This is a genomic window from Pseudomonas sp. FYR_2, from assembly GCF_043106425.1.
GTDB lineage: Bacteria > Pseudomonadota > Gammaproteobacteria > Pseudomonadales > Pseudomonadaceae > Aquipseudomonas > Aquipseudomonas monteilii.
In genome coordinates this window covers 1-25,284 of record NZ_JBICMM010000033.1, presented here as the reverse complement: position 1 = coordinate 25,284, position 25,284 = coordinate 1, and the positions used below count along the sequence as shown (strand labels likewise).

Sequence of the window (25,284 nt, the reverse complement as noted above, 5' to 3'; positions counted from 1 at the left end):
TAGCCGACCCTGTCAGCAAGCAGTCTGGCAACGCTTTTGGAGACCCTGCGATGAGTGACACCCTGACCTGCGATGCCGAACTGGACGCCAGCGGGCTGAATTGCCCTTTACCGCTGCTCAAAGCCAAGATGGAGCTCAACCGCCTTGCCAGTGGCGCGGTACTCAAGGTGATCGCCACGGATGCCGGGTCGCAGCGTGACTTTCGCACTTTCGCCCAGTTGGCCGGTCATACCCTGCTGCGGGAAACGGCCGAGGCCGGCACCTATACGTACTGGCTGCGCAAGGCCTGAGTCTTTACCAAGGATCGTCAATGTTCAAAGTGCTTCGCGACTGGATGCAGCGCTACTTCTCCGATGAAGAAGCAGTGGTGCTGGCGGTCCTTCTGTTTCTGGCTTTCACGGCCGTTCTCACCTTGGGCGGCATGCTCGCGCCCGTGCTGGCGGGTATGGTGCTGGCGTTCTTGATGCAGGGCCTGGTCAACGCCCTGGAGCGTGTGCGGGTACCGACGCGGCTGGCGGTAATGTTGGTGTTCGCCCTGTTCATGGGCGCGCTGGCGCTGTTCATGCTCGTGCTGGTGCCGCTGCTGTGGCACCAGCTTATTACCCTGTTCAACGAGCTGCCGGGCATGCTCGGCAAGTGGCAGTCGCTGTTGCTGCTGCTGCCCGAGCGCTACCCGCATCTGGTATCGGACGAGCAGGTGCTGCATGCCATCGAGTCGGTGCGTGGCGAAATCGGCAAGTTTGGCCAGTGGGCGCTGACCTTCTCGCTGTCGAGCCTGCCGTTGCTGGTCAATGCCATGATCTATTTGGTGCTGGTGCCGATCCTGGTGTTCTTCTTCCTCAAGGACCGCGAACTGATCGGGCGCTGGGTGAGCGGCTATCTGCCGCGCCAGCGCACCCTGCTGAACCGGGTGGGCAGCGAGATGAACCGGCAGATCGCCAACTACATCCGTGGCAAGGGCATCGAAATTCTGATTTGCGGTATTGCCACCTACATTGCCTTCATCAGCCTGGGGCTCAACTACGCCGCACTGCTGGCGCTGCTGGTGGGGCTGTCGGTGGTGGTGCCCTACGTGGGGGCAGTGGTGGTGACGGTGCCGGTGACGCTGATTGCGCTGTTCCAGTGGGGCTGGGGCGACCAGTTCATCTACCTGATGACGGTGTACGCGATCATCCAGGCGCTGGATGGCAACGTGCTGGTACCGCTGCTGTTCTCCGAGGCGGTAAGCCTGCACCCGGTGGCGATCATTTGCGCGGTACTGCTGTTCGGCGGGTTGTGGGGGTTCTGGGGGATTTTCTTCGCCATCCCGCTGGCGACTCTGATCAAGGCCGTGCTGGATGCCTGGCCGCGGCAGGAGCCTAGCGTTTCACCGATGCTTTGATGTGATTGGGGCCGCGTTGCGGCCCCAAACGATCTCAAGCCTTGTTCAGCGCTTGGGCTGCTGCCAACACGGCATCCACATGCCCAGGCACTTTCACCCCACGCCATTCCTGGCGCAGTACACCCTTCTTGTCGATCAGGAAGGTGCTGCGGTCAACGCCCATGTATTCCTTGCCGTACAGCTTCTTCAGCTTGATCACGTCGAACAGCTGGCACAGGGCTTCGTCCTTGTCGCTGATCAGCTCGAACGGGAAGCCTTGCTTGGCCTTGAAGTTCTCGTGCGACTTCATGCCATCGCGCGACACGCCGAACACCACGGTGTTGGCGGCGGCGAAGGCGTCATACTGGTCGCGGAACCCCTGGCCTTCTGTGGTGCAGCCCGGCGTGCTGTCCTTCGGGTAGAAGTAAACCACCACTTGCTGGCCCTTGAGTTCGGCCAGGCTGACGGTTTGCCCGCTGGTGGCCTGGGCCTGGAAGTCGGCAACAGGTTGGTCGAGTGCTACAGCCATGGTGATTTCCTTACATGGGGTTCTGTGGGCGCCAAGGTTCGATCAGCGCGTCCAGGTTCAGCGCATCGGCAAAGTCCAGAAACTGGTCACGCAACCAGCTGATTTGCGTGCCGGCTGGCAGGATCACGGTGAACTGGGCGTTGAGCATGCTGCTGCCGGTCTGCGGGGCCAGGTAGGTGTCGCAGGTCATGGCTTCCAGCTCGACGCGGTGGTCGAGGAAGAACTGGCACAGCTCGTTGATGATGTCCGGGCGGTAGGCGGCGCTGACGTAGGCCACGTACGGCAGGGCCTGCGGGCGCACTTCCTGGTCGGCGCTGCGCACCACGTCCAGGGTCAGGCCATGTTTTTTGCCCAGGCCCGGCAGGGTGGACTCCAGGCGCGCCAGGGCGTCCCAGCTGCCGCCCACTTGCAGCACCAGGGCGCTGGTCTCGCCGTGGCGGCTCAGGCGCGAGGTGACCACCGCGCAGCGGTTTTCGAAGGCAGCGCGGCTGAGGACGTTGGCCAGTTCCATGGGGTTTGGGCCCAGGGCACTGATGACAAGGAATTGTTCGCGGACGGTGGGGGTGGACATGCAGCGTTCCTAAAGCGATGAGCGGTCGGTACAGGACGGGCGAAAGCCTCCTGTCGGCAGGGCCCGGGGCTCGCATGCGAGGTCGTGGACGCTGGCGGGGAGCAAGGTCGACGGCCCGGCGGGCCGCGCTGCACCGATCAAAGGATCAAGGGTAGCGAAATAAGGCGCCGAGGGGAATGCTCCGCCTGCCTGCTTCGCTTGTGCAAGGCCGATGCCCCCAGTACCATTACGGCTCTCTTTTTCCGGCAGGAGCAGTTACATGATTGCGGGCAGTATGGTGGCATTGGTCACACCCATGGATGCACAAGGGCGTGTGGACTGGGGCAGCCTCGACAAACTTGTAGACTTCCACCTGGAAAACGGCACCCATGCGATCGTCGCTGTCGGCACCACTGGTGAGTCCGCCACGCTGGATGTCGAAGAACACATCCTGGTCATCAAGCACGTGGTCGAGCGCGTCAAGCGCAGCAACAAACCGATCCCGGTCATCGCCGGCACCGGTGCCAACTCCACTGCCGAAGCCGTGCACCTGACCCAGAACGCCAAAAATGCCGGCGCCGACGCCTGCCTGCTGGTGGTACCGTACTACAACAAGCCGACGCAAGAAGGCCTGTACCAGCACTTCAAGCACATCGCCGAAGCCGTCGAGATTCCGCAGATCCTCTACAACGTACCCGGCCGCACCTCCTGCGACATGCAGGCCGAGACCGTGATCCGCCTGTCGACCGTGCCGAATATCATCGGCATCAAGGAAGCCACCGGCGACCTGGTCCGCGCCAAGGCCATCCTCGATGGCGTCAGCAAGGACTTCATCGTCCTGTCCGGCGATGACCCGACTGCCGTCGAGCTGATCCTGATGGGCGGCAAGGGCAACATTTCTGTTACCGCCAACGTCGCCCCGCGCGAAATGGCCGATCTGTGCGAGGCCGCCCTTGAGGGCAATGCCGAGAAGGCCCGCGCAATCAACGAAAAACTCATGCCGCTGCACAAGGACCTGTTCTGCGAAGCCAACCCGATCCCGGTGAAGTGGGCGCTCGTCGAAATGGGCCTGATGCAAAAGGGTATTCGCCTGCCACTGACCTGGCTGAGCGAAGGCTGCCACGAAAAAGTCCGTACTGCCTTGCGCCAGTCCGGCGTACTGGTTTAAGAGGAAGTACACCGCATGAAGCGACTGGCTGGTCTTTCCGCCCTTGCCCTGATTATCTCCAGCACCAGTGGGTGTGGCTGGCTGTGGGGCGAGGATGGCTATTTCCGCGACCGCGGCAGCGACTACCTGCAGGCGCACCCGACTGCGCCGATGCAGCTGCCGCCGGACGCCAGCAACGTCAAGCGCCTTGACCCGCTGCTGCCCATTCCGCGTAACGTCGCCGACGATCACGTCACGGGCGAGTTCGAAGTGCCGCGCCCGCAACCCATGACTGGCGGTGCCGCCCAGGTCACCGACTACAGCCTGCAACGCAGCGGCAGCAGCCGTTGGGTGCTGGCCCAGCACTCGCCAGCCGAAGTGTGGCCGGTGGCTCGCCAGTTCTTCGAGGACAACGGCTTCCGCATCGCTGAAGAGCGCCCGCAGACCGGTGAGTTCAACACCACCTGGCAGCGTTTCGACGAGTTGTCGGCATCGCTTGGCCAGCGCCTGGCGAGCACCGCCAGCAGCGGTGACAGCGAAGTGCGCGTACGTGTGCGCATGGAGCCGGGCGTGCAGCGCAACACCTCCGAGGTGTATGTGGTTAGCGTCGAGCGCCCGGCCGGCAGCACCGCCGAGCCTGACTTCCCGTCCACCTCCAGCAACACGGGCGCCGATGCCCTGCTGGTCGACGAAATGCTTGCCAGCATGAACCGCAGCGCCGAGAAAGGCGGTTCGGTATCGCTCCTGGCTGCGCGCGATTTCGACGCGCCAAGCCGCGTCAGCCTGAGCGAAGACGGCAGCGGCAACCCGGTGCTGTACCTGGGTTCCGACCTGGACCGTGCCTGGTCTGGCGTAGGCCGTGCCCTGGAGCAGGGGGGCGAGTGGCGTGTTGAAGACATCAACCGCAGCCTGGGCCTGTACTACATCAACCTGTCGGAAAAACCGGACGACAAGCAGAACCAGCCTGGCTTCTTCAGCCGCATGTTCGGCAGCGAGCCAACCAAGGAAGAGCGTGAAGCCCGTGCCGAGCGCTATCAGGTTCGCCTGAGCAAGGTGGGTGAGAGCGTGCAGGTCACGGTCGAGAAAAACATCAACACCGTGGCCCCGGCCGATGTTGCCCGCCGCGTGCTGAGCGCCATTCAGGACCACCTGGGCTAAGTGCGCTTCGCGGTACTCGGAAGCGGCAGCCAAGGGAACGGCACGCTGATCGCCAGTGGTGACACGTTCATCCTGGTCGATTGCGGCTTTTCCCTGCGCGAAACCGAGCGGCGCCTGGCGCTGCTCGGTGTGTCGGCGGCTCAGCTCAGTGCGGTGCTGGTGACCCACGAACATGCCGACCACGTGCATGGGGTGGGCTTGCTGTCGCGGCGCTACAATGTACCGGTCTACCTCAGCCAAGGCACGCTGCGCGGTATGCGCAGGCCGGTGGAGGTGGCCGGTTTTCTCGCTTGTGGCCAAAGCCTGCGTATCGGCAGCCTGGAAGTGACCGCCGCGCGGGTCGAGCATGATGCCTACGAGCCGTTGCAATACGTCATCAGCGATGGCCAGCGGCGCTTCGGCATGCTGACCGACCTGGGCTCTTATGACGCGCTGTTGCTGGAGCGTTACCAGGGCCTGGATGCATTGCTGATCGAGGCCAACCACTGCCGCGACCTGCTGGCACGCGGTCACTACCCGGCCTTCTTGAAGCAGCGGGTGGGTGGCATGCAAGGGCATTTGAACAATCACCAGGCCGCGCGCCTGGTGCACGAGTTGGGCTGGAACAACCTGCAGCACCTGGTGCTGGCCCACCTCAGCAGCAAGAACAACCTGCCACACTTGGCCCGCCAGTGCTTCGTCGACACCCTAGGGTGCGACCCGGACTGGCTCCAGGTGGCGAATCAGGAACACGGGCTCGACTGGCGCGAAATCGCCTAGCCCAACACCTCAAGCAAGCGGAGCCCAATCATGGAAAAACGCGACGAACTCTACCGCGGCAAGGCCAAATCGGTTTACAAGACCGACGACGCCGACCGCTTGATCCTGCTGTTCCGTAACGACACCTCGGCGTTCGACGGCAAGCGCATCGAACAACTCGACCGCAAAGGCATGGTGAACAACAAGTTCAACGCCTTCATCATGCAGAAACTGGAAGAAGCCGGCGTGCCGACCCAGTTCGACAAGCTGCTGGGCGACAACGAGTGCCTGGTGAAGAAGCTGGACATGATCCCGGTCGAATGCGTAGTGCGTAACTACGCTGCCGGCAGCCTGGTCAAGCGCCTGGGCGTGGAGGAGGGCATCAAGCTGGAGCCGTCCACCTTCGAGCTGTTCCTGAAGAACGACGAGAAGGGCGACCCCTTCATCAACGAATCCCACGTTGTCGCGTTCGGCTGGGGCACCGCCGAGCAGCTGGTCGAAATGAAGAAGCTGTCGCTGAAAGTCAACGAAGTGCTGAGCAAGCTGTTCGATGACGCCGGCCTGCTGCTGGTCGACTTCAAGCTGGAGTTCGGTGTCTTCCACGGCCAGATCGTGCTGGGCGACGAGTTCAGCCCGGACGGCTGCCGCCTGTGGGACAAAGAAACCCGCAAGAAGATGGACAAGGACCGCTTCCGCCAGGGCCTGGGCGACGTGATCGAAGCCTACGAAGAAGTTGCCAAGCGCCTGGGCGTGCCGCTGTAAGCGGCGCGTTCACGCAAGCGCCTGATACCACGCGATTTTTTTGAAAAAAAGGTTTGCGTTTTAAAAAAACGCTGGTAAGATGCGCGGCATTGGAGAGATGCCGGAGTGGTCGAACGGGACGGATTCGAAATCCGTTGTACTGGCAACAGTACCTAGGGTTCAAATCCCTATCTCTCCGCCATACGCGAAGTAGCCGAAGCCCCCGAAAACGTTGATGTTTTCGGGGGCTTCGTCGTTTTCGAGCAGATGTTTAGGGCAGATTTAGGGCATAATTTGGCCTCGATAGGCCGCGTTGGACCTTGTCAGTCCAAGACGCCGGGTCGTTTCTTGGGGAGGCTGGCTGGGCGGTTCACTTATGGAGGAGGGCTGCCCTGCGGTGGTAGCAAAATTGTATGATGTGGAAAGATATCGGCATCGGTGTTTTATTTGGTCTCTTCTTCGCGTTTCAATTGGTCTTGTTTTTTTTTTTGCGTTCTACCCGCCAGCCACCAGCCTCGTTGACCAGGTGTTAATTTCATATTCTAAGGATGTAGTGGGCCCAATTTTTACAGGTCTCGGCGGTGCAATGCTTGGTGCTTTCGCTGCTTACGCATTTCAAAAGAATTCCGAGGCAACTAGAGAATTTAATGATTCGCTTAGGGTTTTGCGGATAGTCAAATTTCAACTTTTACATAAGTTGAGTGAGCTGGTATCTGTAAAAAACTTCGCTGCTTCCTTTTGATGATAATCAATTTCGTTTTCTTGCAATCGAACCTCTTCCCGAGTCCCCAGGAATTCGGGACTTCGTAGATAATAAAATATTGGACTTGCTCGCTAACGAGAAAGCGGCCAAAGCTATAGAATCAATTCTGCTAGGCGATCAACGTTACTTTGCATGTTTCTCAAATTTTAAAGAGAGAAATAAGTTGCTAGAGGGTTATCGCGAAGCAGTGAGCTCTGCTGGTTTAAATACCGAAATGAACTGCACCTTTCAGCAAGTGGTCGGCGCGGTTGAGCCTGGAAGATTGTTAGCGCTGTACAGAATTAGCGAATTGAGTGTTACGGTTATTGATGAGTCTATACAAACATTAGACTTGGCATTGACTGAAATAGGTGGCGCCTTGGATAAAAAATTTCAATCAATGGCACCTCTAGTTTCAAATATGAAAAAATTGATCCGACGTTGTTTGATTCGCTTAAGAAGCCTTACTTTTCGTTTGATGAGTTTGAAGCGCTTGTAGAGCGTATCAGGCAGGGTCGAAAGTGATCATTTTTTTTGGATTGCTAAGATGATCTCAAATCCCATCATCTTGGATACAATATCTGCCATGCTCTTAGTATCTTTAGAAATCCAGCGGCCGTAGTGTTTGCGCACCATGGTCGGCCCAGATCGCAATCGTCATGCGAGCGCGTCCGGTAGGGGTATTCACCATGTTCCGTCATTCCCTTGAAATTAGAAGGCGGGCGGTGGAGCAGGCACACCGCCCTGAAGATGCAGGTTCGAAGCTACTGGTTGACCAGTGCCAGCTCTGCATCGGGGTAGCGCGCGCCGCTGATTGGCGCTGCCGCGAATACACGATCGATGGCGGACAGGTCGCTGGCGCTCAGCACTACCTGCGTAGCTCCTACGTTGTCTTCCAGGTGCGCCAGTTTGCGTACTCCCGGAATCGGCACAATGTGCTCACCCTGGCTGAGCAGCCAGGCCAGCGACAACTGCGCAAGGCTGCAGCCTTTTTGCGTTGCCAGCGTCTGCAACTGCTGCAAGACCGTCAGGTTGTCTTGCAGGGCCTGCTCCTGGAAGCGTGGCAGGGTCTTGCGAAAGTCGTCTTCGGCCAAGGTCTGCGCGGTCTTGATGGCCCCGGTCAGAAAGCCGCGCCCCAGCGGGCTGTAAGGCACAAAACCCACCCCCAGGCGTTTGCACAGCGCCAACATGCCGGCCTCCGGTTCCCTGGACCACAGCGAATACTCGCTTTGTACTGCCGCGATGGGGTGCACAGCGTGGGCACGCTCCAGCGTTTCGGTGGAGACTTCGGACAACCCGATAAAGCGGACTTTGCCACAGGCCACCAGCTCCGACAGGGTGCCGACGACATCTTCGATGGGCACGGCAGGGTCGACGCGGTGCTGGTACAACAGGTCGATGGTTTCGATGCCCAGGCGCTGCAACGAGGCATCCACGGCCTGGCGAATGTGCACGGGGCGGCTGTCAACGCCAGCCATGCGGCTCAGGCCGCTGCCGTGAGGGAGGATCTTGAAGCCAAATTTGGTGGCGATCTGAACTTTCGACCTGATAGGCTTTATCGCTTTTCCAAGGAGTTCTTCATTTGTATAGGGACCATACACTTCGGCGGTATCCAGAAATGTGATGCCCCGTTCCACCGCTTGGTGAATGGTGTTTATCGACTCCTGCTCGGGAGCGCCGCCGTAGGCGAAGCTCATGCCCATACACCCAAGGCCCAATTCCGAAACGTTCAGTCCTTCCTTGCCCAATACACGTCTTTTCACGCCCAAGCCCCCTGTAAGTGGTTGATGCGTAAACCTTAACGTACGGTTAAACGGGCAAGAACTGAAATTCCCGGGCATGCCTCAGTGAAAAAAAATCATCAATCCCATGCTTGCTGACATCAATGAACTGATCAATTTTCTGGCCGTCGCCAAGCACCGCAGCTTTCGCAAGGCTGCCGAAGAGCGCAACGTTACACCTTCCACCCTCAGCCACTCGATGCGTACGCTGGAAGACCGCCTCGGGGTCAAATTACTAAATCGCACGACCCGCAGTGTAGTGCTGACCGAGGCCGGTGGCTTGCTGTTTGGGAAAGTCGAGCCCATTTTGCGTCACTTGTCACAAACCCTGGATGAGGTGCATGCGTTCACCGCTTCGGTCAAAGGCACCTTGCGCCTGAACGTGCCGCGCCCAGGCGGCCGTGTATTGATCGAACCGATCATCAACGGGTTTCTGGCGCAATACCCGGATGTGCAGATTGAGATGGTCAGCGATGACAGCATCATCGACATCGTCGACAAGGGCTTCGATGCCGGCTTGCGTTTTGGCGGGAGTGTGGCGCTGGACATGATTGCTATCCCCATTGGCCCGCCTCAACGCTTCGCGGTGGTGGCTTCGCCGGCCTTCATCGAAGCCCATGGCCGCCCGGCCAGCCCTGAAGCCCTGCGCCAGTTTCCGTGCATTGGCAGGCGCTTTCCCAGCGGCGTGCTGTATGGCTGGGAGTTCCAGCACCGCGACGCGTTCATGACCGTGCGCGTACAGGGGCCGCTAACGCTGGATGACGACGAGTTGATGATCCGTTCGGCGATCAGCGGCGTCGGCCTGGCCTACGTGCACCGGACCTATGCCACCGAGCACCTCGAAAGCGGCGCGCTGGTCAGCGTGCTAGAAGAATGGTGTAACCCCATCCCGGGCTACTACCTGTACTATCCCCGCCACCGACACAACTCCGCCGTACTGCGGGTCTTCATTGAGTGGTGCAATCAGTATTACCAGCACCTGGCACCCTGGCGGCCCGAGCTTGCGCCCGAACCACTCAGCGCATTGCCGCCAGCTTGATGCCAAACCCTACCAGGCAAGCCCCTGCCAGCCGCTCGAACAGGTTGGTAATCCGGGGGTTGGCGCGCATGCGTTCGGCCAGCCGGTGCGTCAGTACCACGGCAATCAACCCGTACAGGAACGTCACCACAGCCACCGTCGCGGCCATGAAACCGAAGGTCACCAGCCCCTGGTGCTTCACCGGGTCGATGAACAGCGGGAAGAACGCCATGTAGAACATGATCGCCTTGGGGTTGAGCAGGGTGATCAGCAGGGTCTGGCGCAGGTATTGGCCGTTGTCCATGCGGCTGGTGCGCGGCGCGTCACCCGGTTTGCTCAACAGCATGCGCAGGCCCAGGTAGGCGAGGTACGCGGCGCCGGCCCATTGCACGATGTGGAAGGCTGCAGGGTAGGTGGCCAGCAAGGTGGCGACGCCAGCTACCGCCAGCCACAACAGGACCTGGTCACCGACGATCACCCCACAGGTCGCGGCCAGGCCTGCCTTGATGCCGCCCTTGCCGGTGGCAGTGATCAGGGCAAAATTGCCCGGGCCCGGGATGGCCAGAAGAATGATGAAGGCGATGACGAATGCGCCGTAGTCGGTGACGCCGAGCATGGTGAGCTCCTGTAGAGCAGTGCAAAGGCAGAGTCATGACTATCGTCGCCAACCGCGTGCTTTACAACCTGTTGTTGCACATTCGCAATCCATCATTGCCAAGCGCGACTTGGATCCAATGCCTGTTTTCTGTATCATCCCGCCGCCATCAGACGATGGTCGAAGATGATTCATTTAAAGGACTTAGTAATGAAAAAGCTGTTCAAGGCCACCGTAGCCGTTGCTGTAGTTTCGGGTGTTGCCCTGCTGTCGGGTTGCACTGGCCAGGTTTACAACCAGCCGAAAAACTGCACCTACGACTACCTGTTCCACCCTTCGGTTTCCATCTCCAAGATCATCGGTGGCTGCGGCCCGATCGATAAACTGCCTCAGCAGCAGTAATCTTGGCGGTACCCTGATCGCGACGCTTGCGGCGTGATCCAAGGCCCCCGGTCATGTACATGGCCGGGGGTTTTTTGTTGATGGGCCACTTACCAGCGCAGCGACACTGTTCCCAGCAGGGTGCGCTCTTCACCCCAGTAACAACGGCCTGCGTTGTTGCAGCCTGCCACATACTCTTTGTCGAACAGGTTGCGGGCATTGACCTCGACCGACCAGTTCTCGTCGATGTCATAGCCGACCTTGGCATCCACCAGCGTCACGTCGCCGGTATCCAGCTTGCCGTACAGGCTCGCCGGGGTGTATGCGAAGGTGCTGTCGAAGTGGCGCACGCCGCCGCCGATCTGCAGGCCTTTGAGCAGGCCGTCCCGGAAGCGGTACGTGCTCCACACCGACGCCTGGTTACGGGGTACACCGGTCATCTGGTGGTCTTCGTACAGTGAGCCGGCCACGTCCTTGGTGATGCGCGAATCGGTGTAGGTGTAGGCGGCCGTGAGGTTGAGGTTTTCGCTCAGGTCGCTGTTCAGCTCCAGCTCCACGCCCTTGGCTCGGCTGGCGCCGATCTGGCGGTAGTCACCCACGGTGGAATCGAACAACACGTCGTCCTTCTTGCGCAGGTCGTACACCGACGCTGTGAAGGCGGTGTTCCAGCCTTTGGGCTCGTACTTGATACCCACTTCGTACTGCTCGCTGGTGGTCGGGTCCAGCGGGCCGCTCTTGCTTTCTGTCTGCTGGGTCGGGGCAAAGGCGGTGGAGTAGCTGAAGTACGGCGACAGGCCGTTTTCGAACGGGTACATCACGCCGGTCTGCCAGGTGAACTTGCTGTCCCAGCTGTCCATGTCGGCTTGTGCGTTCAGGGTGCCGGCCTTGTTGCGGAACTGGCTGTTTACCCGGTCCAGGCGCCCGCCCAGCAGCAATACCCAGTTGTCCACCTTGGTTTGCATCTGGCTGTAAAGGCCGTACATGGTCTGTTCAAGCAGGGCGTTCTGCACATGCAGGGGTGTGCTCGGCTTGCCGTTCCACACCGGGTCGAACACGTTGATGGTGCCACCGTTGCCCGCGTCCCAGTCCTGGTTGAATGAGGTGCGGTCCAGGCTTGCCCCCACCAGGAAGGTGTGGTCGAACGCACCTTGGGTGAAGTGGCCTTCGAACTGGTTGTCCAGCGAGTAGGCGATGGACTTGTTGTAGCGGTCGTAGGCCGTGTTGCTCAGGGTGGTACCGAAGCCGCCGTTATTCAGGCTGCCTGGCCACATTTCCTGGCGGTCGATGCGCGATTGCATGTAGCGCGAGTTCTGGCGGAACTGCCAGGTGTCGTTGAAACGGTGGCTGAACGCGTAGCCTAGGCTCCAGGTTTCGCGTTCGAAGTTGTCCCAGTCCGGGTTGCCGGACAACTGGTCCTTGTCGATCTTGCCGTTGGGGTTGTGCAGCAGGGTACCGGCGGCCGGGTAACCAAGCTCCATCAAGGTGCGGTCGCGCTGGTAGGTGGCCAGCACCGTCAGGCTGTTGAAATCGTCGAAGTTCAGGGTCAGGGACGGCGCAAGGTACAGGCGATCATCAGGTTGATGGTCAACCTGGGTATCGGAATTGCGGCCCATCATCACCAGCCGGCCAAGCACATTGCCCTCATCGGTGAGCGGGCCGGACACATCCACGCCCAACTGGCGGCGGTTATGCGAGCCGTAGCTCAGTTGCACTTCGCCGCGCGCTTCGGCAGTAGGCCGCTTGCTGACCAGGTTGACCACGCCGCCGGGGGCGTTTTCGCCATACAGGATCGACGTCGGGCCACGGAATACTTCTACCCGCTCCAGGCCGTAAGGTTCACTGCTGGTGTCGTAGCGGTTGCCCTGCACTCGCAGGCCATCGCGCAACAGGCCGTAGCCATAGTCAGTGGCATTGAAACCACGGATGAAGAACAGGTCACCCGCCTGGCCATCACCGCCAGCAAAGGGCGGGGAGAAAATGCCTGGGACGTAGCCCAGCACTTCGGTGAGGGTTTGCGATTGCTGGTCGTCCATGCGTTGGCGGGTGACTACCGAAACCGAGCGCGGGGTGTCAGCCAGGGCGCTGCTGGTCTTGCTGGCGGTGGCGCTGGATACCGCGCGGTAGCCGCTATCACCCTGGCCGTTGCTGGCGAGCAGGGCTGCGGCGTTGATCGAGGTGGCGTCCAGTTGCAGTGCCGTGCCATCGGCAAGGGGTTGCAGCACGTAGCCGGCGCTACCTTGCGGCACGGCTTGCAGGCCGCTGCCTTGCAGCAGCCGGGCCAGGCCTTGGGCGACGCTGTAGCGGCCTTGCAGCCCAGGGCTGGTCTTGCCGGCGGCCAGTTCGTTACTGCCGGCCAGGTAGATGCCGGCCTGGCTGCTGAACTGGTTGAGTGCGCGGGTGAGCGAGCCGGGGGCGATGTTGAAGCTGGTTTCGGCGCTGGCCGCCTGTTCGGCGTGGGCCAGGCTTGCTGACAGCATCAGCGGTGTGGCGGCACACAGTGAAAGCGGGGCGGCAAGCGCCAGGCGAAGCGCGGGGTGGAAGGGCGTCGGCATGCGGGTCTCTGGAGTCGGTAAGGTGAGTTGGAAGGGCTATGCCGGGTTAACCGAACGAGATTGGAAAAAGGGAACTGGCTTGGCAGATATTTTTACTCCCACAGGAGGGTGTGTAGCGGGTCAGGCAGGCTCGACTGTGACCCACCACGGCGTCAGCCGCTGCACCCGCACTGGCAGTGCCGCTTGCAGTAATTCCAGCGCCCGATCGGTATCGTTGAGCGGAAACGCCCCCATCACTGACAAATTCGCCACCTCCGGGTGCCAGCCCAGATGCCCATGGCGATAGCGCCCGAGCGTTTGCAGCAAGTGCGCCAAGGGCATGTCTTCGGCATTCAGGCGGTGGTGAATCCACGACTCGCCTGCGCTTTGTGCCGGGCGGGTACTGCCGATGCCTTCGGCACTGAAGTCCACCTGCTGGCCGGCCTGGACGATGCAGCGCTCTCCGCTGAGCGCGGTGCTCACCTCCACGGCGCCGGCGTACACATCCAGCCTGGTGTTCTCGCCTTGCTGGCACACCGCAAAGCGGGTTCCCAGCGCCTGCATGCGCCCTTGCGCGGTGTCGACGAAGAAGGGGCGACGCGGGTCGTGGGCGGTTTCCACCAACAGTTCGCCAAAACGCAGTTTCAGCACCCGGCTGAAGGTGGAGAACTCCATGTCCACGGCACTCTGTGCGCCCAGCCACAGCTGGCTGCCATCGGCCAGGCGCGTCTCGCGGATTTCCCCAATGCCCGTGGCCATGTCGGCGCCCCAGCCCGATAAGGGGGCACCGTGCCAGGCCCGCCAGCCCAGTAACGAGCTGGCGCCCAGCACCAGCAGCGACTTGAGCCCGGTGCGCCGGCTGAAGCGGTGTGCGTCGTGCTCACGCAGTGCCCGGCCCGCCGCCGCGCCTTCGCCCTGCAAGGGGGTAAAGCGCTGACCGACACGTTGCACATAGTGCCAGGCCGCCTGATGGTCACTGTGCTGGCCCAGCCAATGCTGCCACTGTGCGCGCAGGTGAGGGCTGACGTTGTCGTCCTGCAACTGCACATACCACCGCGCGGCTTGTTGCAGGCTGGCATGGCTGAGCTTTTGTGCGGATGGGGTCATGGCGTCACTCCACCAGCAACCCGTCGAGTTCGGCTTCAAGAATGGCGCAATGCAGAAACGCCTGGGCCAGGTACTTCTTGATCATGCGTTCGCTCACGCCGATATGCGCAGCAATATCGCGATAGGCCAGGCCATCGATCTGCGCCAGCAGGAATGCCTGGCGCACCTTGCCGGGCAAACGCAGCAACATCGCGTCCACCTCGTGCAGGGTTTCGACAATGATTGCGCGCTGTTCGGGGGAGGGCTGCAATGCCTCGGGCTGCAAGACCAACTGCTGCAACCAGGCCTGTTCCAGCTTCTGCCGCCGCCAGTGGTCCACACACAGGCCGCGAGCGATGGTGGCCAGGTACGAGCGCTCACCGCGTTCACCGTCGAACTGCCTCGGGCGGTTGAGGATGCGCACGAACGTGTCCTGCACCAGGTCGGCAGCATCGCAACGGCTGCCCAGCCGACGGTATAGAAAACCCAGCAACCAGCGTGAATGGCTGTGGTACAGGGTATGGAGCGAGGTGTTCAACTCTGGGATCGAAACCACGGCGGCATCCGGCGCGAGCGCATACTGGTGTAAATGAGAAGTGATCGCGATAGTAGGGGTGCCAGAAAAATACTGCAATCGTCGTAATGCTTGCTGTTATCCCCTGGGACAACCCGTCACCTTGACGCGAGGACCGGCAATTTGTTTGTGCTGGCATTTCATATACAATCAAAAAAACGATTCAGCGTTGTCGGTCAATTCGACAAAAGGCCGAGTCGTTTTCTGGTTCTCTGGCTGCTGAACAATGATCAACAACAAGCCTGCGCTGAAGAACACGCTTTACCTGGGCCAGCCACAGGCCCGCCCTCTGTTCTCCTGACTGGAATTGATCAATGTTCAAGAAAGCTGGCAAGACCTTGCTGGGTCTGGCTGTCGCTGCAAGCTTCATGCAAGCGCACGCCGCAGAAACCAAGAAAGTAGACGTGCTGCTGGTCGGCGGCGGCATCATGAGCTCCACCCTGGCCGTGTGGCTGCATGAGCTGGAGCCAAGCTGGTCGATGGAAATGGTCGAGCGCCTGGACGGCGTGGCCGAAGAAAGCTCCAACGGCTGGAACAACGCCGGTACCGGCCACTCCGCGCTGGCCGAGCTGAACTACACCCCGGAAGACAAAGACGGCAACGTCAACATCGCCAAGGCCATCGAAATCAACGAAGCCTTCCAGATTTCCCGCCAGTTCTGGTCGTGGCAGGTACGCCAGGGCGTGTTGAAGAACCCACACTCGTTCATCAACACCACCCCGCACATGAGCTTCGTGTGGGGCGATGACAACATCAAGTTCCTGAAGAAACGCTACGACGCGCTGCAGGCCAGCCCGCTGTTCCGCCCGATGCAGTACTCCGAGGACCACGCGCAGATCGCCAAGTGGGTCCCGTTGATGATGGAAGGGCGCGACCCGAACCAGAAGCTGGCCGTGACCTGGACGCCGATCGGCACCGACGTGAACTTCGGCGAGATCACCCGCCAGTTCGTTGGCCACCTGCAAACCCAGAAAGGCTTCGACCTGAAGCTGTCCAGCGAAGTGCAGGACATCACCCGCAACAAGGACGGCTCCTGGCACGTCGAGTACAAGAACCTGAAGGACGGTACCGAATCGGCCACCGACGCCAAGTTCCTGTTCATCGGTGCCGGCGGCGGCGCACTGAAGCTGCTGCAGAAGTCGGGCATTCCTGAAGCCAAGGAATACGCAGGCTTCCCGGTGGGCGGTTCGTTCCTGGTGACCGAGAACCCGACCGTGGCCATGCAGCACATGGCCAAGGCCTACGGCATCGCTTCGACTGGCGCACCACCCATGTCGGTACCACACCTGGACACACGCGTGCTGGACGGCAAGCGCGTGATCCTGTTTGGCCCGTTCGCCACCTTCTCGACCAAGTTCCTGAAGAACGGCTCGTACCTGGACCTGCTGAGCAGCACCACCACCCACAACGTGTGGCCAATGACCAAGGTGGGTATCGAGCAGTACCCGCTGGTCGAGTACCTTGCTGGCCAGCTGATGCTGTCGGATGACGACCGCTTCGAAGCCCTGCGCACCTACTTCCCGAACGCCAAGAAAGAAGACTGGCGCCTGTGGCAGGCCGGCCAGCGTGTGCAGATCATCAAGCGTGATGCCGAGAAGGGCGGCGTGCTGAAGCTGGGTACCGAAGTGGTAGCGTCCGAAGACCGCACCATCGCTGGCCTGCTGGGGGCATCGCCAGGCGCCTCGACGGCTGCACCGATCATGCTGAACGTGCTGGAAACCGTGTTCAAGGAGAAGGTCGCTACCCCTGAGTGGCAGGCCAAGATCAAGGAAATCGTGCCAAGCTACGGCACCAAGCTGAACGATTCGGCGGCGGCCACCCAGAAAGAGTGGAACTACACCGCTGAAGTGCTGCAACTGGAGAAACCGCCGGTGATTGACGCCAGCGTCGACTTCGGTGGCGATGTGAGCAAGCCGGTTGAGAGCAAGCCGGAGAACGACATGGCGCTGTAATCGGCCATTGTTGTGAAAGAAGCCACGGGGGAGACCTCGTGGCTTTTTTTTGCCTTTCACTGTTGCCGAAGAATGCACTCCAGCAACCCGGGAAACCGCTCACCCAGCATTTCGCTACGCAGCGAATTCATGTGGGTTGTTCCCACGTTGCGGGTATGCACCAACCCCGCATCGCGCAACACACGGAAGTGGTGGGACATGCTGGACTTTGGCCGGCCGCCGTCCAGCTCGCCGCAGCTGGCTTCGGTGACACCGGCCAGGTGTCGGACGATTTCCAGGCGCACGGGGTCGCTCAGCGCATAGAGCAGGCGTTCGAGGATCAGGTCTTCAGCGGTGGGGTGTTTGTAGGCTCGCATGGCTCACATGATAACGGCGGTTTCATTAATTGCCATAGTTCGATTATGATCGAACAACAGTATTCAGATAAACCCGGAGTTTCCCATGTCCGCACTGTTCGAACCCTATACCCTAAAAGACGTCACCCTGCGCAACCGCATCGCCATTCCGCCCATGTGCCAGTACATGGCCGAGGATGGCCTGATCAACGACTGGCACCAGGTGCATTACGCCAGCATGGCCCGTGGCGGTGCCGGCCTGCTGGTGGTCGAAGCCACGGCGGTGGCACCGGAAGGGCGCATTACCCCCGGTTGTGCCGGTATCTGGAGCGATGCCCACGCCCAGGCTTTCGTGCCGGTGGTGCAGGCCATCAAGGCGGCCGGTTCGGTGCCGGGCATCCAGATTGCGCACGCCGGCCGCAAGGCCAGCGCCAACCGCCCGTGGGAGGGGGACGACCACATGGGTGCTGATGACGCGCGTGGCTGGGAGACTATCGCCCCGTCCGCCATTGCCTTTGGCGCGCACCTGCCAAACGTGCCGCGCGCAATGACCCTGGACGACATCGCCCGGGTCAAGCAGGACTTCGTCGATGCCGCCCGCCGTGCGCGTGATGCCGGCTTTGAGTGGATCGAACTGCACTTTGCCCACGGCTATCTGGGCCAGAGCTTCTTCTCCGAGCATGCCAACAAGCGTACCGATGCCTACGGCGGCAGCTTCGACAACCGCAGCCGTTTCCTGCTGGAAACCCTGGCTGCAGTGCGTGAAGTATGGCCGGAGAACCTGCCGCTGACCGCGCGTTTTGGTGTGCTGGAGTACGATGGCCGCGATGAGCAGACCCTGGAAGAGTCGATCGAGTTGGCGCGCCGCTTCAAGGCCGGTGGCCTGGACCTGCTGAGCGTGAGCGTCGGTTTCACCATCCCTGAGACCAACATTCCGTGGGGACCGGCATTCATGGGGCCGATTGCCGAACGCGTGCGCCGTGAGGCGAAGCTGCCGGTGACCTCGGCGTGGGGCTTTGGTACGCCGCAACTGGCTGAGGCCGCGTTGCAGGCCAACCAGCTGGACCTGGTGTCGGTAGGGCGTGCGCATTTGGCTGATCCGCACTGGGCGTACTTTGCGGCCAAGGAGCTGGGGGTGGAGAAAGCTTCCTGGACCTTGCCGGCGCCGTATGCGCACTGGCTTGAGCGCTATCGCTGAGGTTTGACGGGCTGCCTTGCTGGCCTATTCGCGGGCAAGCCCGCTCCCACAGGACACCACAGGTTTCAGACCCTGCGCCATACTGTGGGAGCGGGCTTGCCCGCGAATGGGCCAGAACAGGCTAAAACCGATCCAACCGGTAGGCCTCCCTCTCAGGCCTACTGGCCTGCTCAGCCAACCGCCCCACCCACTCCGCCGTCACCGCTGCCTGGGTCAGCCCCAAATGCTGATGCCCAAACGCCAACAGCACCCGCCCGTCACACACCCTGTCGATCACCGGCAACGAGTCTGGCAGCGAAGGCCTGAAGCCCATCCACGGCGTAGCCCCTTCGGCACTCAAGTCTTGCCGGAACAACCCCTTGCTCAAATGGTGCAACTGCCAGGCGCGTTGCATGCTCGGCGGTGCCTCCAGCCCGGCGAATTCTACCGTGCCGGCCAGGCGCAAGCCGTCGGCCATGGGCGTCATGATGAACTTGCGTTCCAGCGACGTGACCGCAAACGGCAGGCGCTGGTGCTCACTCGGCAGCATCAGGTGGTAACCGCGCTCCGTGTCCAGCGGCACCCGTTTGCCCGTCAGTGCGGCGGTCAGTTTCGCAGAGTGCGCACCACAGCTGATCAGCACCTGACGGGTATTGAACGTGCCCTGGTCGCTGACCAGGGTGACCCCGCCGCTGTGCAACCGGCCACCCTCGACCTGCGCCTGGGCAAACCGTACGCCACTGGCTTTGGCCGCTTCGAACAGCTCGCACACCACCCTGTATGGATCGATGAAATGACCGGTCTTCGGAAAGAACAGCCCGCCGAGCAATGACGGATTCAACTGAGGTGCCGCTTCGCGTACGGTCTCGGCCGACCAGAAGTCCACCGGCACCGCTTGTTGTTGCATGCGTGCGCGCAAGGCCTCCAGCGCCTGGCGTGATTCAGGCTTCTCGAACACCAGCAGTGAGCCATCTTCCTGGAACAGCTCGCTGCGCCCGATCGAGCCCAGTAGGCGCTGCCAGGCACTCAGGCTGCCTTCGTTCAGTGTGCGGATGCCGGCCACGCTGCGCTGGAACGGCGCCGGGCGCAGGTTGAGCAGCAGTCGGGTGAACCACGGCATGGCCTTGGGCAGGTACTTCCAGTCCAGGCGCAGGGGGCCCATCGGGTCCAGCAGCATGCGCGGCAGGCGCTTGAGGATGGACAGGTCGGCAATCGGGAACACCTGCTCGGTCGCCAGGTGCCCGGCATTGCCATAGGATGCGCCCTGGCCGGGCGCCTGACGGTCGACCAGCAGCACTCGGCGGCCCTGACGGGCCAGTTGCAGGGCGCAAGCGACGCCGACAATGCCGGCGCCAACCACCGCGATATCGGTTTCAGCGGTTTTGAGCATGCTCAGCCTTCCCGTTTACCGTCAAGCAGGCGCCGCAGCTGCAGCGGGTTGCCGTGCTGCAACGCCGACGGCAGCAAGGCTTCGGGGAAGTTCTGGTAGCACACCGGGCGCAGGAAGCGCAGGATCGCCGCCGTGCCCACCGAGGTGGTGCGGGCATCGGAGGTGGCCGGGAACGGTCCGCCGTGGACCATCGCATCGCACACCTCAACGCCCGTCGGCCAGCCATTGACCAGAATGCGCCCGGCCTTGCGTTCAAGGGTTGGCAGCAGGGCGCGGGCGCTGGCGATGTCGGCATCGTCCAGTTGCAAGGTAGCGGTCAGTTGGCCTTCCAGATGCTCGGCCACCTGGCGTACCTGCTTATCGCTCTTGCACGCCACTACCAGTGACGCGGCGCCGAATACTTCGGCCTGCAACGCCGGGTCTGCCAGGAAGGCTTCGGCCTGGGTCACGAACAACTGGGCCTGGCATTGGTTGGGGCCTTGCCCGGCCTGACCACTGGCTGCCGCCTCGGCATTGGCGTTTACCGCCAGGGCACCGACACCGGCCTGGTAAGCACTGAAGATGCCCGGGGTGAGCATGGTCTGCGCGGCGGCCTGTTGTACGTGCTCGCTGGCGGCAGCGATGAAGCGCTGCAACGCGGGCCCTTGCCGGGCGATCACCAGGCCGGGGTTGGTGCAGAACTGGCCAGCACCTTGGGTCAACGACGCAACGAAGCCTTGCGCCAGCGCTTCGGCGCGGGCCTCTAGAGCCGCCTCGAAGAGGAATACCGGGTTGATCGAGCTCATTTCGGCGTACACCGGGATCGGCTCCGGGCGTGCCTGAGCGGCCTGGCACAGTGCGACACCACCGCTGCGCGAGCCGGTAAAACCCACTGCCTTGATGCGCGGGTCGCTGACCAGGGCGATGCCCACTTCTCGGCCAGAGCCGTACAGCAGCGAGAACACGCCGGCCGGCAAACCGCACAGCTTCACCGCTTGCGCCACGGCCTGGCCGACCAGTTCGCTGGTGCCAGGGTGGGCGCTGTGGGCCTTGACCACCACCGGGCAGCCAGCGGCCAATGCTGACGCGGTGTCGCCACCGGCCACCGAGAACGCCAGCGGAAAATTGCTGGCGCCGAACACGGCCACCGGCCCCAGGGCCACCTGGCGCTGACGCAGGTCGGCGCGGGGCAGGGGCTGGCGTTCGGGCTGGGCATTGTCGACCCGCACATCCAGCCATTCACCAGCCCGCACCACCCGGGCGAAAGTGCGCAACTGGGTGCAGGTGCGGCCACGTTCGCCCTGGATGCGTGCTTTGGGCAGGCCGGTTTCGGCCACGGCGCGGTCGATCAGGGCATCGCCGAGGGCTTCGATCTGCGCGGCGATGGTTTCGAGAAATTGTGCCCGTTGTTCGAGCGAGGTTTCGCGGTAGGCGTCGAATGCCGCCCAGGCCAGGGCACAGGCCTGGGCCACGTGTTCGCCGGTGCCGCCGAGGTAGGCCGGTTCCAGCGTTTGGCCGGTAGCCGGGTTGATGGCGCGGATGGCTTCGCGGCTGCCGGTTACCGGCGTCTGGCCGATCAGCAGGTTGCCTGTGAGGGGCATGTAGCCTCCTTGGAATCAAATACGGGTATCAAGGGAAACCGCAGCCCCTGTAGGAGCGGCCTTGCCGGGGCGCCGGACCGGTCCTACAAGAGTCCGCGCAGGACTAAAGTCAGGCGACGTTCTGCTCAGCCGACCAACTCGCATACCAGCTACGGAACAGCGCGTACTGCTGCTCGGCATAGTTGCGCTGGGCATCGGTCAGCACGTCGGTCTCGTTGAAGTGCAGGCTGTACTCGCTGTCACCGTTCAGCACCATCAGGTGCTTGTAGTACAGCACCAGGTCGCAACCCTCATCGAACGACGACAGCACCGCCAGTGCCGCCTCCAGTTCACGCGCCAGGCGGCGGGCCTTGGCGTCGCCCTTGGCCGCCTGCTTGCTCAGGCTCACCAAATGCAGCACTTCACGCGGCAGGGCGTTGCCGATGCCGGTGATGGCACCGGTGGCGTTGCAGTTGACGAAGCCGTGCACCACCTGAGTGTCCACGCCAACCATCAAGGTCACAGCCTCATCCTTGGAGGTGATGTGCTCGGCGGCATAACGCAGGTCGGCACCCCCGCCGAACTCCTTGAAGCCGATCAGGTTGGGGAACTCGCTGCGCAGTTCGAAGAACAGATCGGCACGGGTGGCAAAACCGTAGTAGGGGCTGTTGTAGATGACTGCCGGCAGCTTCGGCGCAGCAGCCAGGATGGCCGAGAAGTGGTGTTTCTGGGCGATCAACGAGGCACCACGGCTAAGCACGCGGGGGATGACCATAAGGCCGGCGGCACCGACCTTGGCGGCATGGGCAGCGTGGGAAACCGCTTCGCGGGTGTTCACCGCACCCGTGCCGACGATGGTCGGAATGCCGGCGGCCACTAGGCGCGCGACGCCTTCCTGGCGCTCGGCTTCGGTCAGCAGCGGCCAGTCACCCATCGAGCCGCAGTACACCACGGCGCTCATGCCGGCCTCGATCAGCTCTCGGCCCTTGCGCACCAGGGCGTCGAAGTCCGGCTTGCGGTCGGCGGTGCATGGGGTCATCAAGGCGGGCATGGTGCCGGTGAAGATGTTGTCAGTCATTGTTGTCACTCCTCGCAATGTTCAGTCGGAAAAAGTCGGGGTCAGATGCCCCAGGCGAACGGGTCTTGTTCGTCGATCAGCAGGGTGCTGTCGGCGGTCATGTAGGCGCGACCGGTGATGAACGGGCGAATGTGTTCGCCGTCGCGCTCGTAGCGGCCGTGGAACTGGCTGCCGGTGATGCTCGCCTGCACCCAGGTCTGGCCTTCGGCAAGCTTGCCGTCGGCGGCCAGGCAGGCCAGCTTGGCGCTGGTGCCGGTACCGCAAGGTGAACGGTCGTAGGCCTTGCCTGGGCACATCACGAAGTTACGGCTGTCGGCGTTGGCGTCGTTGGCGAACAACTCGACGTGGTCGATGGGGGCGCCGTTTTCACCGGTGATGCCCTGGGCTTCGAGGGCCTTGAGCATGGCCCAGGTGTACTCGGTGAGCGCTTCCCGGTTGTCCAGCTCGATGCGCTGGCCGTGTTCGGAAACCAGGAAGAACCAGTTGCCGCCCCAGGCAATGTCGCCGTGCGCGACGCCGTGCCCGGGCACATCCACCGCCACCTGCTGGCGGTAGCGGTAAGAGGGCACATTGCCGACGGTGATGGCGCCATCTTCATGCAGAGTGGCGCTGACCTGGCCGACCGGGGTGTCGATCTTGTGCACGCCGGGCGCGATCAGGCCCAGGTGCTGCAACGAGGCGACCAGGCCGATGGTGCCGTGGCCGCACATGTTCAGGTAGCCGGCATTGTTGAAGAAGATCACCCCGCACGTGGCGTCGGCCGACACGGGTGGGCAGTACAGCGCGCCCACCAGCACATCGTTGCCGCGAGGCTCCAGCAGGCAGGCACGGCGCCAGTGGTCGTGCAGCTCGCGCAGTTCGTCGCGCTGTTCGGCCATGCTGCGGCCATGCAGTTGCGGGAAGCCCTTCATCACCAGGCGGGTCGGTTCGCCGCCAGTGTGGGAGTCGATGACGTGAATCTGTTTCATGGGCTTGTCCCTTACGTAAAAGATCAGGAGGCGACGGCAGCAGGGCGGCCGGCATAGGTGTCAGCGGTGGTTTCGCTTTCGTCCTCGCCTTCCAGGCGCACCAGGTGTGCAGGCACGCCAGTGGCCGCTCCCCAGTAGTAGATGCCCAGGGCACAAGCCGCCACGGCTACGGTGTCGAGCGGGTGGCCGATGACCCCCAGGCCGCCGAAGCTGCCCAGCCACGACAGCAGGATGGTTACTGCGTAGAAGCCGATCAGCCATGCCGACGAGCGCACTTGCTGGGCCAGTGACAGGTGCTGGGTGGGCACGAAGCGACCGCACAGCAGGTACAGCACGAACATCACGATTTGCAGGGCCAGTAGCCACGACACGGTATTCCAGCCGGACCAGTACACGATCAGCGCGGCGATGATGAACGACAGCGGCCCGAGCACGCCCATGCCCTTGACCCGGAACGGGCGTGGCATGTCTGGCGCATTGCGGCGCAGGGCGGCGACGGTGACCGGGGCCACGGCGTAGCTCAGTACCAGGGCAGCGGAAACCACGTTGATCAGCGCTTCCCACGATGGGAATGGCAGGGTCCAGAACACCGACAGGGCAAACGTCAGCCACAGGGCCGGGCGCGGAATGCCGGACTCTGCATCGATGCGGGTGAAGTACTTGAAGAAGGTGCCCGTCTGCGCCCAGCCATAGATCACGCGCGGGGTGGCGTTCATATAGATGTTGCCGCAGCCGCTGGGCGAGATCACCGCGTCCGCCACCACCAGGTAGGCCAGCCAGCCCACCCCCAGGGCAAGGGCGATGTCACGGTAGGGCAGGGCCAGTTCCTTGGTGACCGCAGCCCAGCCGTTGGTGAGCATTTCGGTCGGTACGCTGCCGAGGAAGGCCAGTTGCAGCAGGGCGTAGATGGCGGTGGACAGCAGCACCGAAAGGATCAGCGCAATCGGGATGGTGCGCTGCGGGTTCTTCACTTCGCTGGCCACCGAAATGATCGGTGTCAGGCCCAGGTAGGCGAAGATGATGCCGCCCGCCGACACGGCCATTTCCACCCCGGACAGGCCGAACGGGGCAAAACCGTGGACCTCGAAGTTTTCTGGCTTGAAGAAGGTGAACAGCACACCAATCACCAGCAGTGGCACGATGAACTTGAACACGCTGACCAGGTTGTTGGCCTTGGCGAAGGTTTTCACGCTGCGGTAATTGAGGAAGAAGAACAGCCCCAACAGCGCGAACTGCACAAGCCAGCCAAGCACGGTCGGGTCGCTTGAACCGGTTTGGGTCAGCCCGGGAAACCAGGCGGCGGCGTACTGGCGTGACGCGACCACTTCGATGGCGATCAGGCTGGAAAAGGCGATCAGGGTGATGAAGCCCATCAGGTAGCCCAGCAGCGGGCCGTGCGAGTAAACCGGGTAGCGCACCACGCCACCGGCGCGGGGCAGGGCGGCGCCCAGTTCGCAGTAGACGATGCCCAGCAGCAGTACGGCGAACCCGCCGAGGAACCAGGACAGGATGCCGGCCGGGCCAGCGATGGCCGAGACGTGGCTGGCGGCGAACAGCCAGCCGGAGCCAAAGATGGCCCCCAGGCCGATGAAGGTGAGGTCCAGCAGTGATAACTGTTTCTTGAATTTGCCTGACATGGGTTCGCCTTTTTGTTGGTTATTGGATAGGCAGGTCTGATGTCACGAGATGCGGCTTTGTGGGCCGCGCGCTTGTAGGACTTGGGCGGCTTGCGTGGGGCATAGAGTGAACCGGTCAGGGCGGCGGTTCTTGATGGTTTTCTGCAGAGGGAATGACGAAATCGGCACAGTTGCAAAAAATGCTGGCGGCGAGGGTGGGGTGCTGGATAGGCTGTAGGCCTTAGCGAATAAGGGCTGTAGAGATGTGTTGGTAGTGC

Annotated in this window: 24 protein-coding genes and 1 tRNA gene; 12 read left to right on the top strand and 13 right to left on the bottom strand. The window is 62.0% G+C overall.

Annotated elements, in window-relative coordinates; translation table 11 throughout:
- Positions 1–50 precede the first annotated feature (50 nt).
- Both ACF8R4_RS14005 and ACF8R4_RS14000 read left to right on the top strand, forming a co-directional pair.
- Positions 51–290 carry a sulfurtransferase TusA family protein gene (locus ACF8R4_RS14005; protein WP_008097503.1) on the top strand — a complete coding sequence of 80 codons (240 nt, stop codon included), beginning with the start codon at positions 51–53 and terminating at the stop codon, positions 288–290.
- Between the two features lie 20 nt (positions 291–310).
- Positions 311–1,381 carry an AI-2E family transporter gene (locus ACF8R4_RS14000; RefSeq protein ID WP_019098477.1) on the top strand — a complete coding sequence of 357 codons (1,071 nt, stop codon included), beginning with the start codon at positions 311–313 and terminating at the stop codon, positions 1,379–1,381.
- A gap of 34 nt (positions 1,382–1,415) precedes the next feature.
- On the opposite strand, the gene ACF8R4_RS13995 is transcribed toward ACF8R4_RS14000, so the two are convergent.
- Together ACF8R4_RS13995 and ACF8R4_RS13990 are read right to left on the bottom strand one after the other, a co-directional pair.
- A complete protein-coding gene (locus tag ACF8R4_RS13995; protein ID WP_060498632.1) occupies positions 1,416–1,889 on the bottom strand; it encodes a peroxiredoxin in 474 nt (157 codons plus the stop codon).
- A gap of 10 nt (positions 1,890–1,899) precedes the next feature.
- On the bottom strand, positions 1,900–2,460 hold the full coding sequence (locus ACF8R4_RS13990) for a glycine cleavage system protein R (protein WP_003254741.1): 561 nt from the start codon (positions 2,458–2,460) through the stop codon (positions 1,900–1,902).
- Positions 2,461–2,719: 259 nt separating this feature from the next.
- Between ACF8R4_RS13990 and dapA the strand changes: the two genes are divergently transcribed.
- From dapA to ACF8R4_RS13960, 6 genes are all read left to right on the top strand, one after another.
- Complete coding sequence (dapA, locus tag ACF8R4_RS13985) at positions 2,720–3,607, top strand: 4-hydroxy-tetrahydrodipicolinate synthase (protein WP_060498633.1); 888 nt, start codon at positions 2,720–2,722, stop codon at positions 3,605–3,607.
- Positions 3,608–3,622: 15 nt separating this feature from the next.
- A complete protein-coding gene (bamC, locus tag ACF8R4_RS13980; protein ID WP_060498634.1) occupies positions 3,623–4,744 on the top strand; it encodes an outer membrane protein assembly factor BamC in 1,122 nt (373 codons plus the stop codon).
- Positions 4,745–5,503 carry an MBL fold metallo-hydrolase gene (locus tag ACF8R4_RS13975; protein WP_060498635.1) on the top strand — a complete coding sequence of 253 codons (759 nt, stop codon included), beginning with the start codon at positions 4,745–4,747 and terminating at the stop codon, positions 5,501–5,503.
- Between the two features lie 30 nt (positions 5,504–5,533).
- Positions 5,534–6,244 carry a phosphoribosylaminoimidazolesuccinocarboxamide synthase gene (purC, locus tag ACF8R4_RS13970; protein WP_011535129.1) on the top strand — a complete coding sequence of 237 codons (711 nt, stop codon included), beginning with the start codon at positions 5,534–5,536 and terminating at the stop codon, positions 6,242–6,244.
- A gap of 91 nt (positions 6,245–6,335) precedes the next feature.
- Positions 6,336–6,425: transfer RNA gene (locus ACF8R4_RS13965), tRNA-Ser, on the top strand.
- A gap of 619 nt (positions 6,426–7,044) precedes the next feature.
- Positions 7,045–7,464 (top strand): hypothetical protein, encoded by a 420-nt coding sequence (locus ACF8R4_RS13960; protein WP_392492717.1) that lies wholly within the window; start codon positions 7,045–7,047, stop codon positions 7,462–7,464.
- Positions 7,465–7,729: 265 nt separating this feature from the next.
- On the opposite strand, the gene ACF8R4_RS13955 is transcribed toward ACF8R4_RS13960, so the two are convergent.
- Entirely contained in the window at positions 7,730–8,728 is a 999-nt protein-coding gene (locus ACF8R4_RS13955) for an aldo/keto reductase (RefSeq protein ID WP_104833274.1), read from the bottom strand.
- A 106-nt stretch (positions 8,729–8,834) separates the two neighbouring features.
- Between ACF8R4_RS13955 and ACF8R4_RS13950 the strand changes: the two genes are divergently transcribed.
- The gene (locus tag ACF8R4_RS13950; protein ID WP_082426371.1) at positions 8,835–9,785 is read left to right on the top strand and encodes a LysR family transcriptional regulator; all 951 of its coding nucleotides are present in this window, start codon (positions 8,835–8,837) and stop codon (positions 9,783–9,785) included.
- On the opposite strand, the gene ACF8R4_RS13945 is transcribed toward ACF8R4_RS13950, so the two are convergent.
- The gene (locus ACF8R4_RS13945) at positions 9,763–10,380 is read right to left on the bottom strand and encodes a LysE family transporter (protein WP_060498638.1); all 618 of its coding nucleotides are present in this window, start codon (positions 10,378–10,380) and stop codon (positions 9,763–9,765) included. The genes ACF8R4_RS13950 and ACF8R4_RS13945 overlap by 23 nt on opposite strands.
- Positions 10,381–10,569: 189 nt before the next feature.
- Here ACF8R4_RS13945 and ACF8R4_RS13940 point away from each other — a divergent pair, with 189 nt between their 5' ends.
- On the top strand, positions 10,570–10,761 hold the full coding sequence (locus tag ACF8R4_RS13940) for a YhfL family protein (protein ID WP_003254720.1): 192 nt from the start codon (positions 10,570–10,572) through the stop codon (positions 10,759–10,761).
- 89 nt (positions 10,762–10,850) lie between these two features.
- On the opposite strand, the gene ACF8R4_RS13935 is transcribed toward ACF8R4_RS13940, so the two are convergent.
- From ACF8R4_RS13935 to ACF8R4_RS13925, 3 genes are all read right to left on the bottom strand, one after another.
- Complete coding sequence (locus ACF8R4_RS13935; RefSeq protein ID WP_164524208.1) at positions 10,851–13,292, bottom strand: TonB-dependent siderophore receptor; 2,442 nt, start codon at positions 13,290–13,292, stop codon at positions 10,851–10,853.
- 120 nt (positions 13,293–13,412) lie between these two features.
- Positions 13,413–14,378: a FecR domain-containing protein gene (locus ACF8R4_RS13930; protein ID WP_060498640.1), complete on the bottom strand. Its 966-nt coding sequence runs from the start codon at positions 14,376–14,378 to the stop codon at positions 13,413–13,415.
- A 4-nt stretch (positions 14,379–14,382) separates the two neighbouring features.
- On the bottom strand, positions 14,383–14,913 hold the full coding sequence (locus ACF8R4_RS13925; protein ID WP_060498641.1) for a sigma-70 family RNA polymerase sigma factor: 531 nt from the start codon (positions 14,911–14,913) through the stop codon (positions 14,383–14,385).
- A 332-nt stretch (positions 14,914–15,245) separates the two neighbouring features.
- Here ACF8R4_RS13925 and mqo point away from each other — a divergent pair, with 332 nt between their 5' ends.
- Complete coding sequence (gene mqo, locus ACF8R4_RS13920) at positions 15,246–16,883, top strand: malate dehydrogenase (quinone) (protein ID WP_060498642.1); 1,638 nt, start codon at positions 15,246–15,248, stop codon at positions 16,881–16,883.
- A 56-nt stretch (positions 16,884–16,939) separates the two neighbouring features.
- Here mqo and ACF8R4_RS13915 read toward each other — a convergent pair whose 3' ends face one another.
- Positions 16,940–17,239 carry a helix-turn-helix transcriptional regulator gene (locus ACF8R4_RS13915; RefSeq protein ID WP_060498643.1) on the bottom strand — a complete coding sequence of 100 codons (300 nt, stop codon included), beginning with the start codon at positions 17,237–17,239 and terminating at the stop codon, positions 16,940–16,942.
- 85 nt (positions 17,240–17,324) lie between these two features.
- Between ACF8R4_RS13915 and xenA the strand changes: the two genes are divergently transcribed.
- Entirely contained in the window at positions 17,325–18,416 is a 1,092-nt protein-coding gene (xenA, locus tag ACF8R4_RS13910) for a xenobiotic reductase XenA (protein ID WP_060498644.1), read from the top strand.
- A gap of 121 nt (positions 18,417–18,537) precedes the next feature.
- Here the strand turns inward: xenA and ACF8R4_RS13905 are convergent, their stop codons facing one another.
- The 5 genes from ACF8R4_RS13905 to ACF8R4_RS13885 form a co-directional block, all read right to left on the bottom strand.
- Entirely contained in the window at positions 18,538–19,785 is a 1,248-nt protein-coding gene (locus ACF8R4_RS13905) for an FAD-binding oxidoreductase (RefSeq protein ID WP_060498645.1), read from the bottom strand.
- A gap of 2 nt (positions 19,786–19,787) precedes the next feature.
- On the bottom strand, positions 19,788–21,365 hold the full coding sequence (locus tag ACF8R4_RS13900; protein WP_104833272.1) for an aldehyde dehydrogenase (NADP(+)): 1,578 nt from the start codon (positions 21,363–21,365) through the stop codon (positions 19,788–19,790).
- A gap of 109 nt (positions 21,366–21,474) precedes the next feature.
- A complete protein-coding gene (locus ACF8R4_RS13895) occupies positions 21,475–22,422 on the bottom strand; it encodes a dihydrodipicolinate synthase family protein (protein ID WP_060498647.1) in 948 nt (315 codons plus the stop codon).
- Positions 22,423–22,463: 41 nt separating this feature from the next.
- Positions 22,464–23,390, bottom strand: a complete 927-nt coding sequence (locus ACF8R4_RS13890) for a 4-hydroxyproline epimerase (RefSeq protein ID WP_060498648.1) — start codon at positions 23,388–23,390, stop codon at positions 22,464–22,466.
- Between the two features lie 23 nt (positions 23,391–23,413).
- A complete protein-coding gene (locus tag ACF8R4_RS13885) occupies positions 23,414–25,027 on the bottom strand; it encodes an APC family permease (protein WP_060498649.1) in 1,614 nt (537 codons plus the stop codon).
- Positions 25,028–25,284: the final 257 nt, after the last annotated feature.

What these genes read in the sequence shown, in the direction of transcription:
- ACF8R4_RS14005 (WP_008097503.1), top strand. Translation starts at nt 51, where the DNA reads ATGAGTGACACCCTGACCTGCGATGCCGAACTGGACGCCAGCGGGCTG.
- ACF8R4_RS14000 (WP_019098477.1), top strand. Translation starts at nt 311, where the DNA reads ATGTTCAAAGTGCTTCGCGACTGGATGCAGCGCTACTTCTCCGATGAA.
- ACF8R4_RS13995 (WP_060498632.1), bottom strand. Translation starts at nt 1,889, where the DNA reads ATGGCTGTAGCACTCGACCAACCTGTTGCCGACTTCCAGGCCCAGGCC.
- ACF8R4_RS13990 (WP_003254741.1), bottom strand. Translation starts at nt 2,460, where the DNA reads ATGTCCACCCCCACCGTCCGCGAACAATTCCTTGTCATCAGTGCCCTG.
- dapA (WP_060498633.1), top strand. Translation starts at nt 2,720, where the DNA reads ATGATTGCGGGCAGTATGGTGGCATTGGTCACACCCATGGATGCACAA.
- bamC (WP_060498634.1), top strand. Translation starts at nt 3,623, where the DNA reads ATGAAGCGACTGGCTGGTCTTTCCGCCCTTGCCCTGATTATCTCCAGC.
- purC (WP_011535129.1), top strand. Translation starts at nt 5,534, where the DNA reads ATGGAAAAACGCGACGAACTCTACCGCGGCAAGGCCAAATCGGTTTAC.
- ACF8R4_RS13950 (WP_082426371.1), top strand. Translation starts at nt 8,835, where the DNA reads ATGCTTGCTGACATCAATGAACTGATCAATTTTCTGGCCGTCGCCAAG.
- ACF8R4_RS13945 (WP_060498638.1), bottom strand. Translation starts at nt 10,380, where the DNA reads ATGCTCGGCGTCACCGACTACGGCGCATTCGTCATCGCCTTCATCATT.
- ACF8R4_RS13940 (WP_003254720.1), top strand. Translation starts at nt 10,570, where the DNA reads ATGAAAAAGCTGTTCAAGGCCACCGTAGCCGTTGCTGTAGTTTCGGGT.
- ACF8R4_RS13935 (WP_164524208.1), bottom strand. Translation starts at nt 13,292, where the DNA reads ATGCCGACGCCCTTCCACCCCGCGCTTCGCCTGGCGCTTGCCGCCCCG.
- ACF8R4_RS13930 (WP_060498640.1), bottom strand. Translation starts at nt 14,378, where the DNA reads ATGACCCCATCCGCACAAAAGCTCAGCCATGCCAGCCTGCAACAAGCC.
- mqo (WP_060498642.1), top strand. Translation starts at nt 15,246, where the DNA reads ATGTTCAAGAAAGCTGGCAAGACCTTGCTGGGTCTGGCTGTCGCTGCA.
- ACF8R4_RS13915 (WP_060498643.1), bottom strand. Translation starts at nt 17,239, where the DNA reads ATGCGAGCCTACAAACACCCCACCGCTGAAGACCTGATCCTCGAACGC.
- xenA (WP_060498644.1), top strand. Translation starts at nt 17,325, where the DNA reads ATGTCCGCACTGTTCGAACCCTATACCCTAAAAGACGTCACCCTGCGC.
- ACF8R4_RS13905 (WP_060498645.1), bottom strand. Translation starts at nt 19,785, where the DNA reads ATGCTCAAAACCGCTGAAACCGATATCGCGGTGGTTGGCGCCGGCATT.
- ACF8R4_RS13900 (WP_104833272.1), bottom strand. Translation starts at nt 21,365, where the DNA reads ATGCCCCTCACAGGCAACCTGCTGATCGGCCAGACGCCGGTAACCGGC.
- ACF8R4_RS13895 (WP_060498647.1), bottom strand. Translation starts at nt 22,422, where the DNA reads ATGACTGACAACATCTTCACCGGCACCATGCCCGCCTTGATGACCCCA.
- ACF8R4_RS13890 (WP_060498648.1), bottom strand. Translation starts at nt 23,390, where the DNA reads ATGAAACAGATTCACGTCATCGACTCCCACACTGGCGGCGAACCGACC.
- ACF8R4_RS13885 (WP_060498649.1), bottom strand. Translation starts at nt 25,027, where the DNA reads ATGTCAGGCAAATTCAAGAAACAGTTATCACTGCTGGACCTCACCTTC.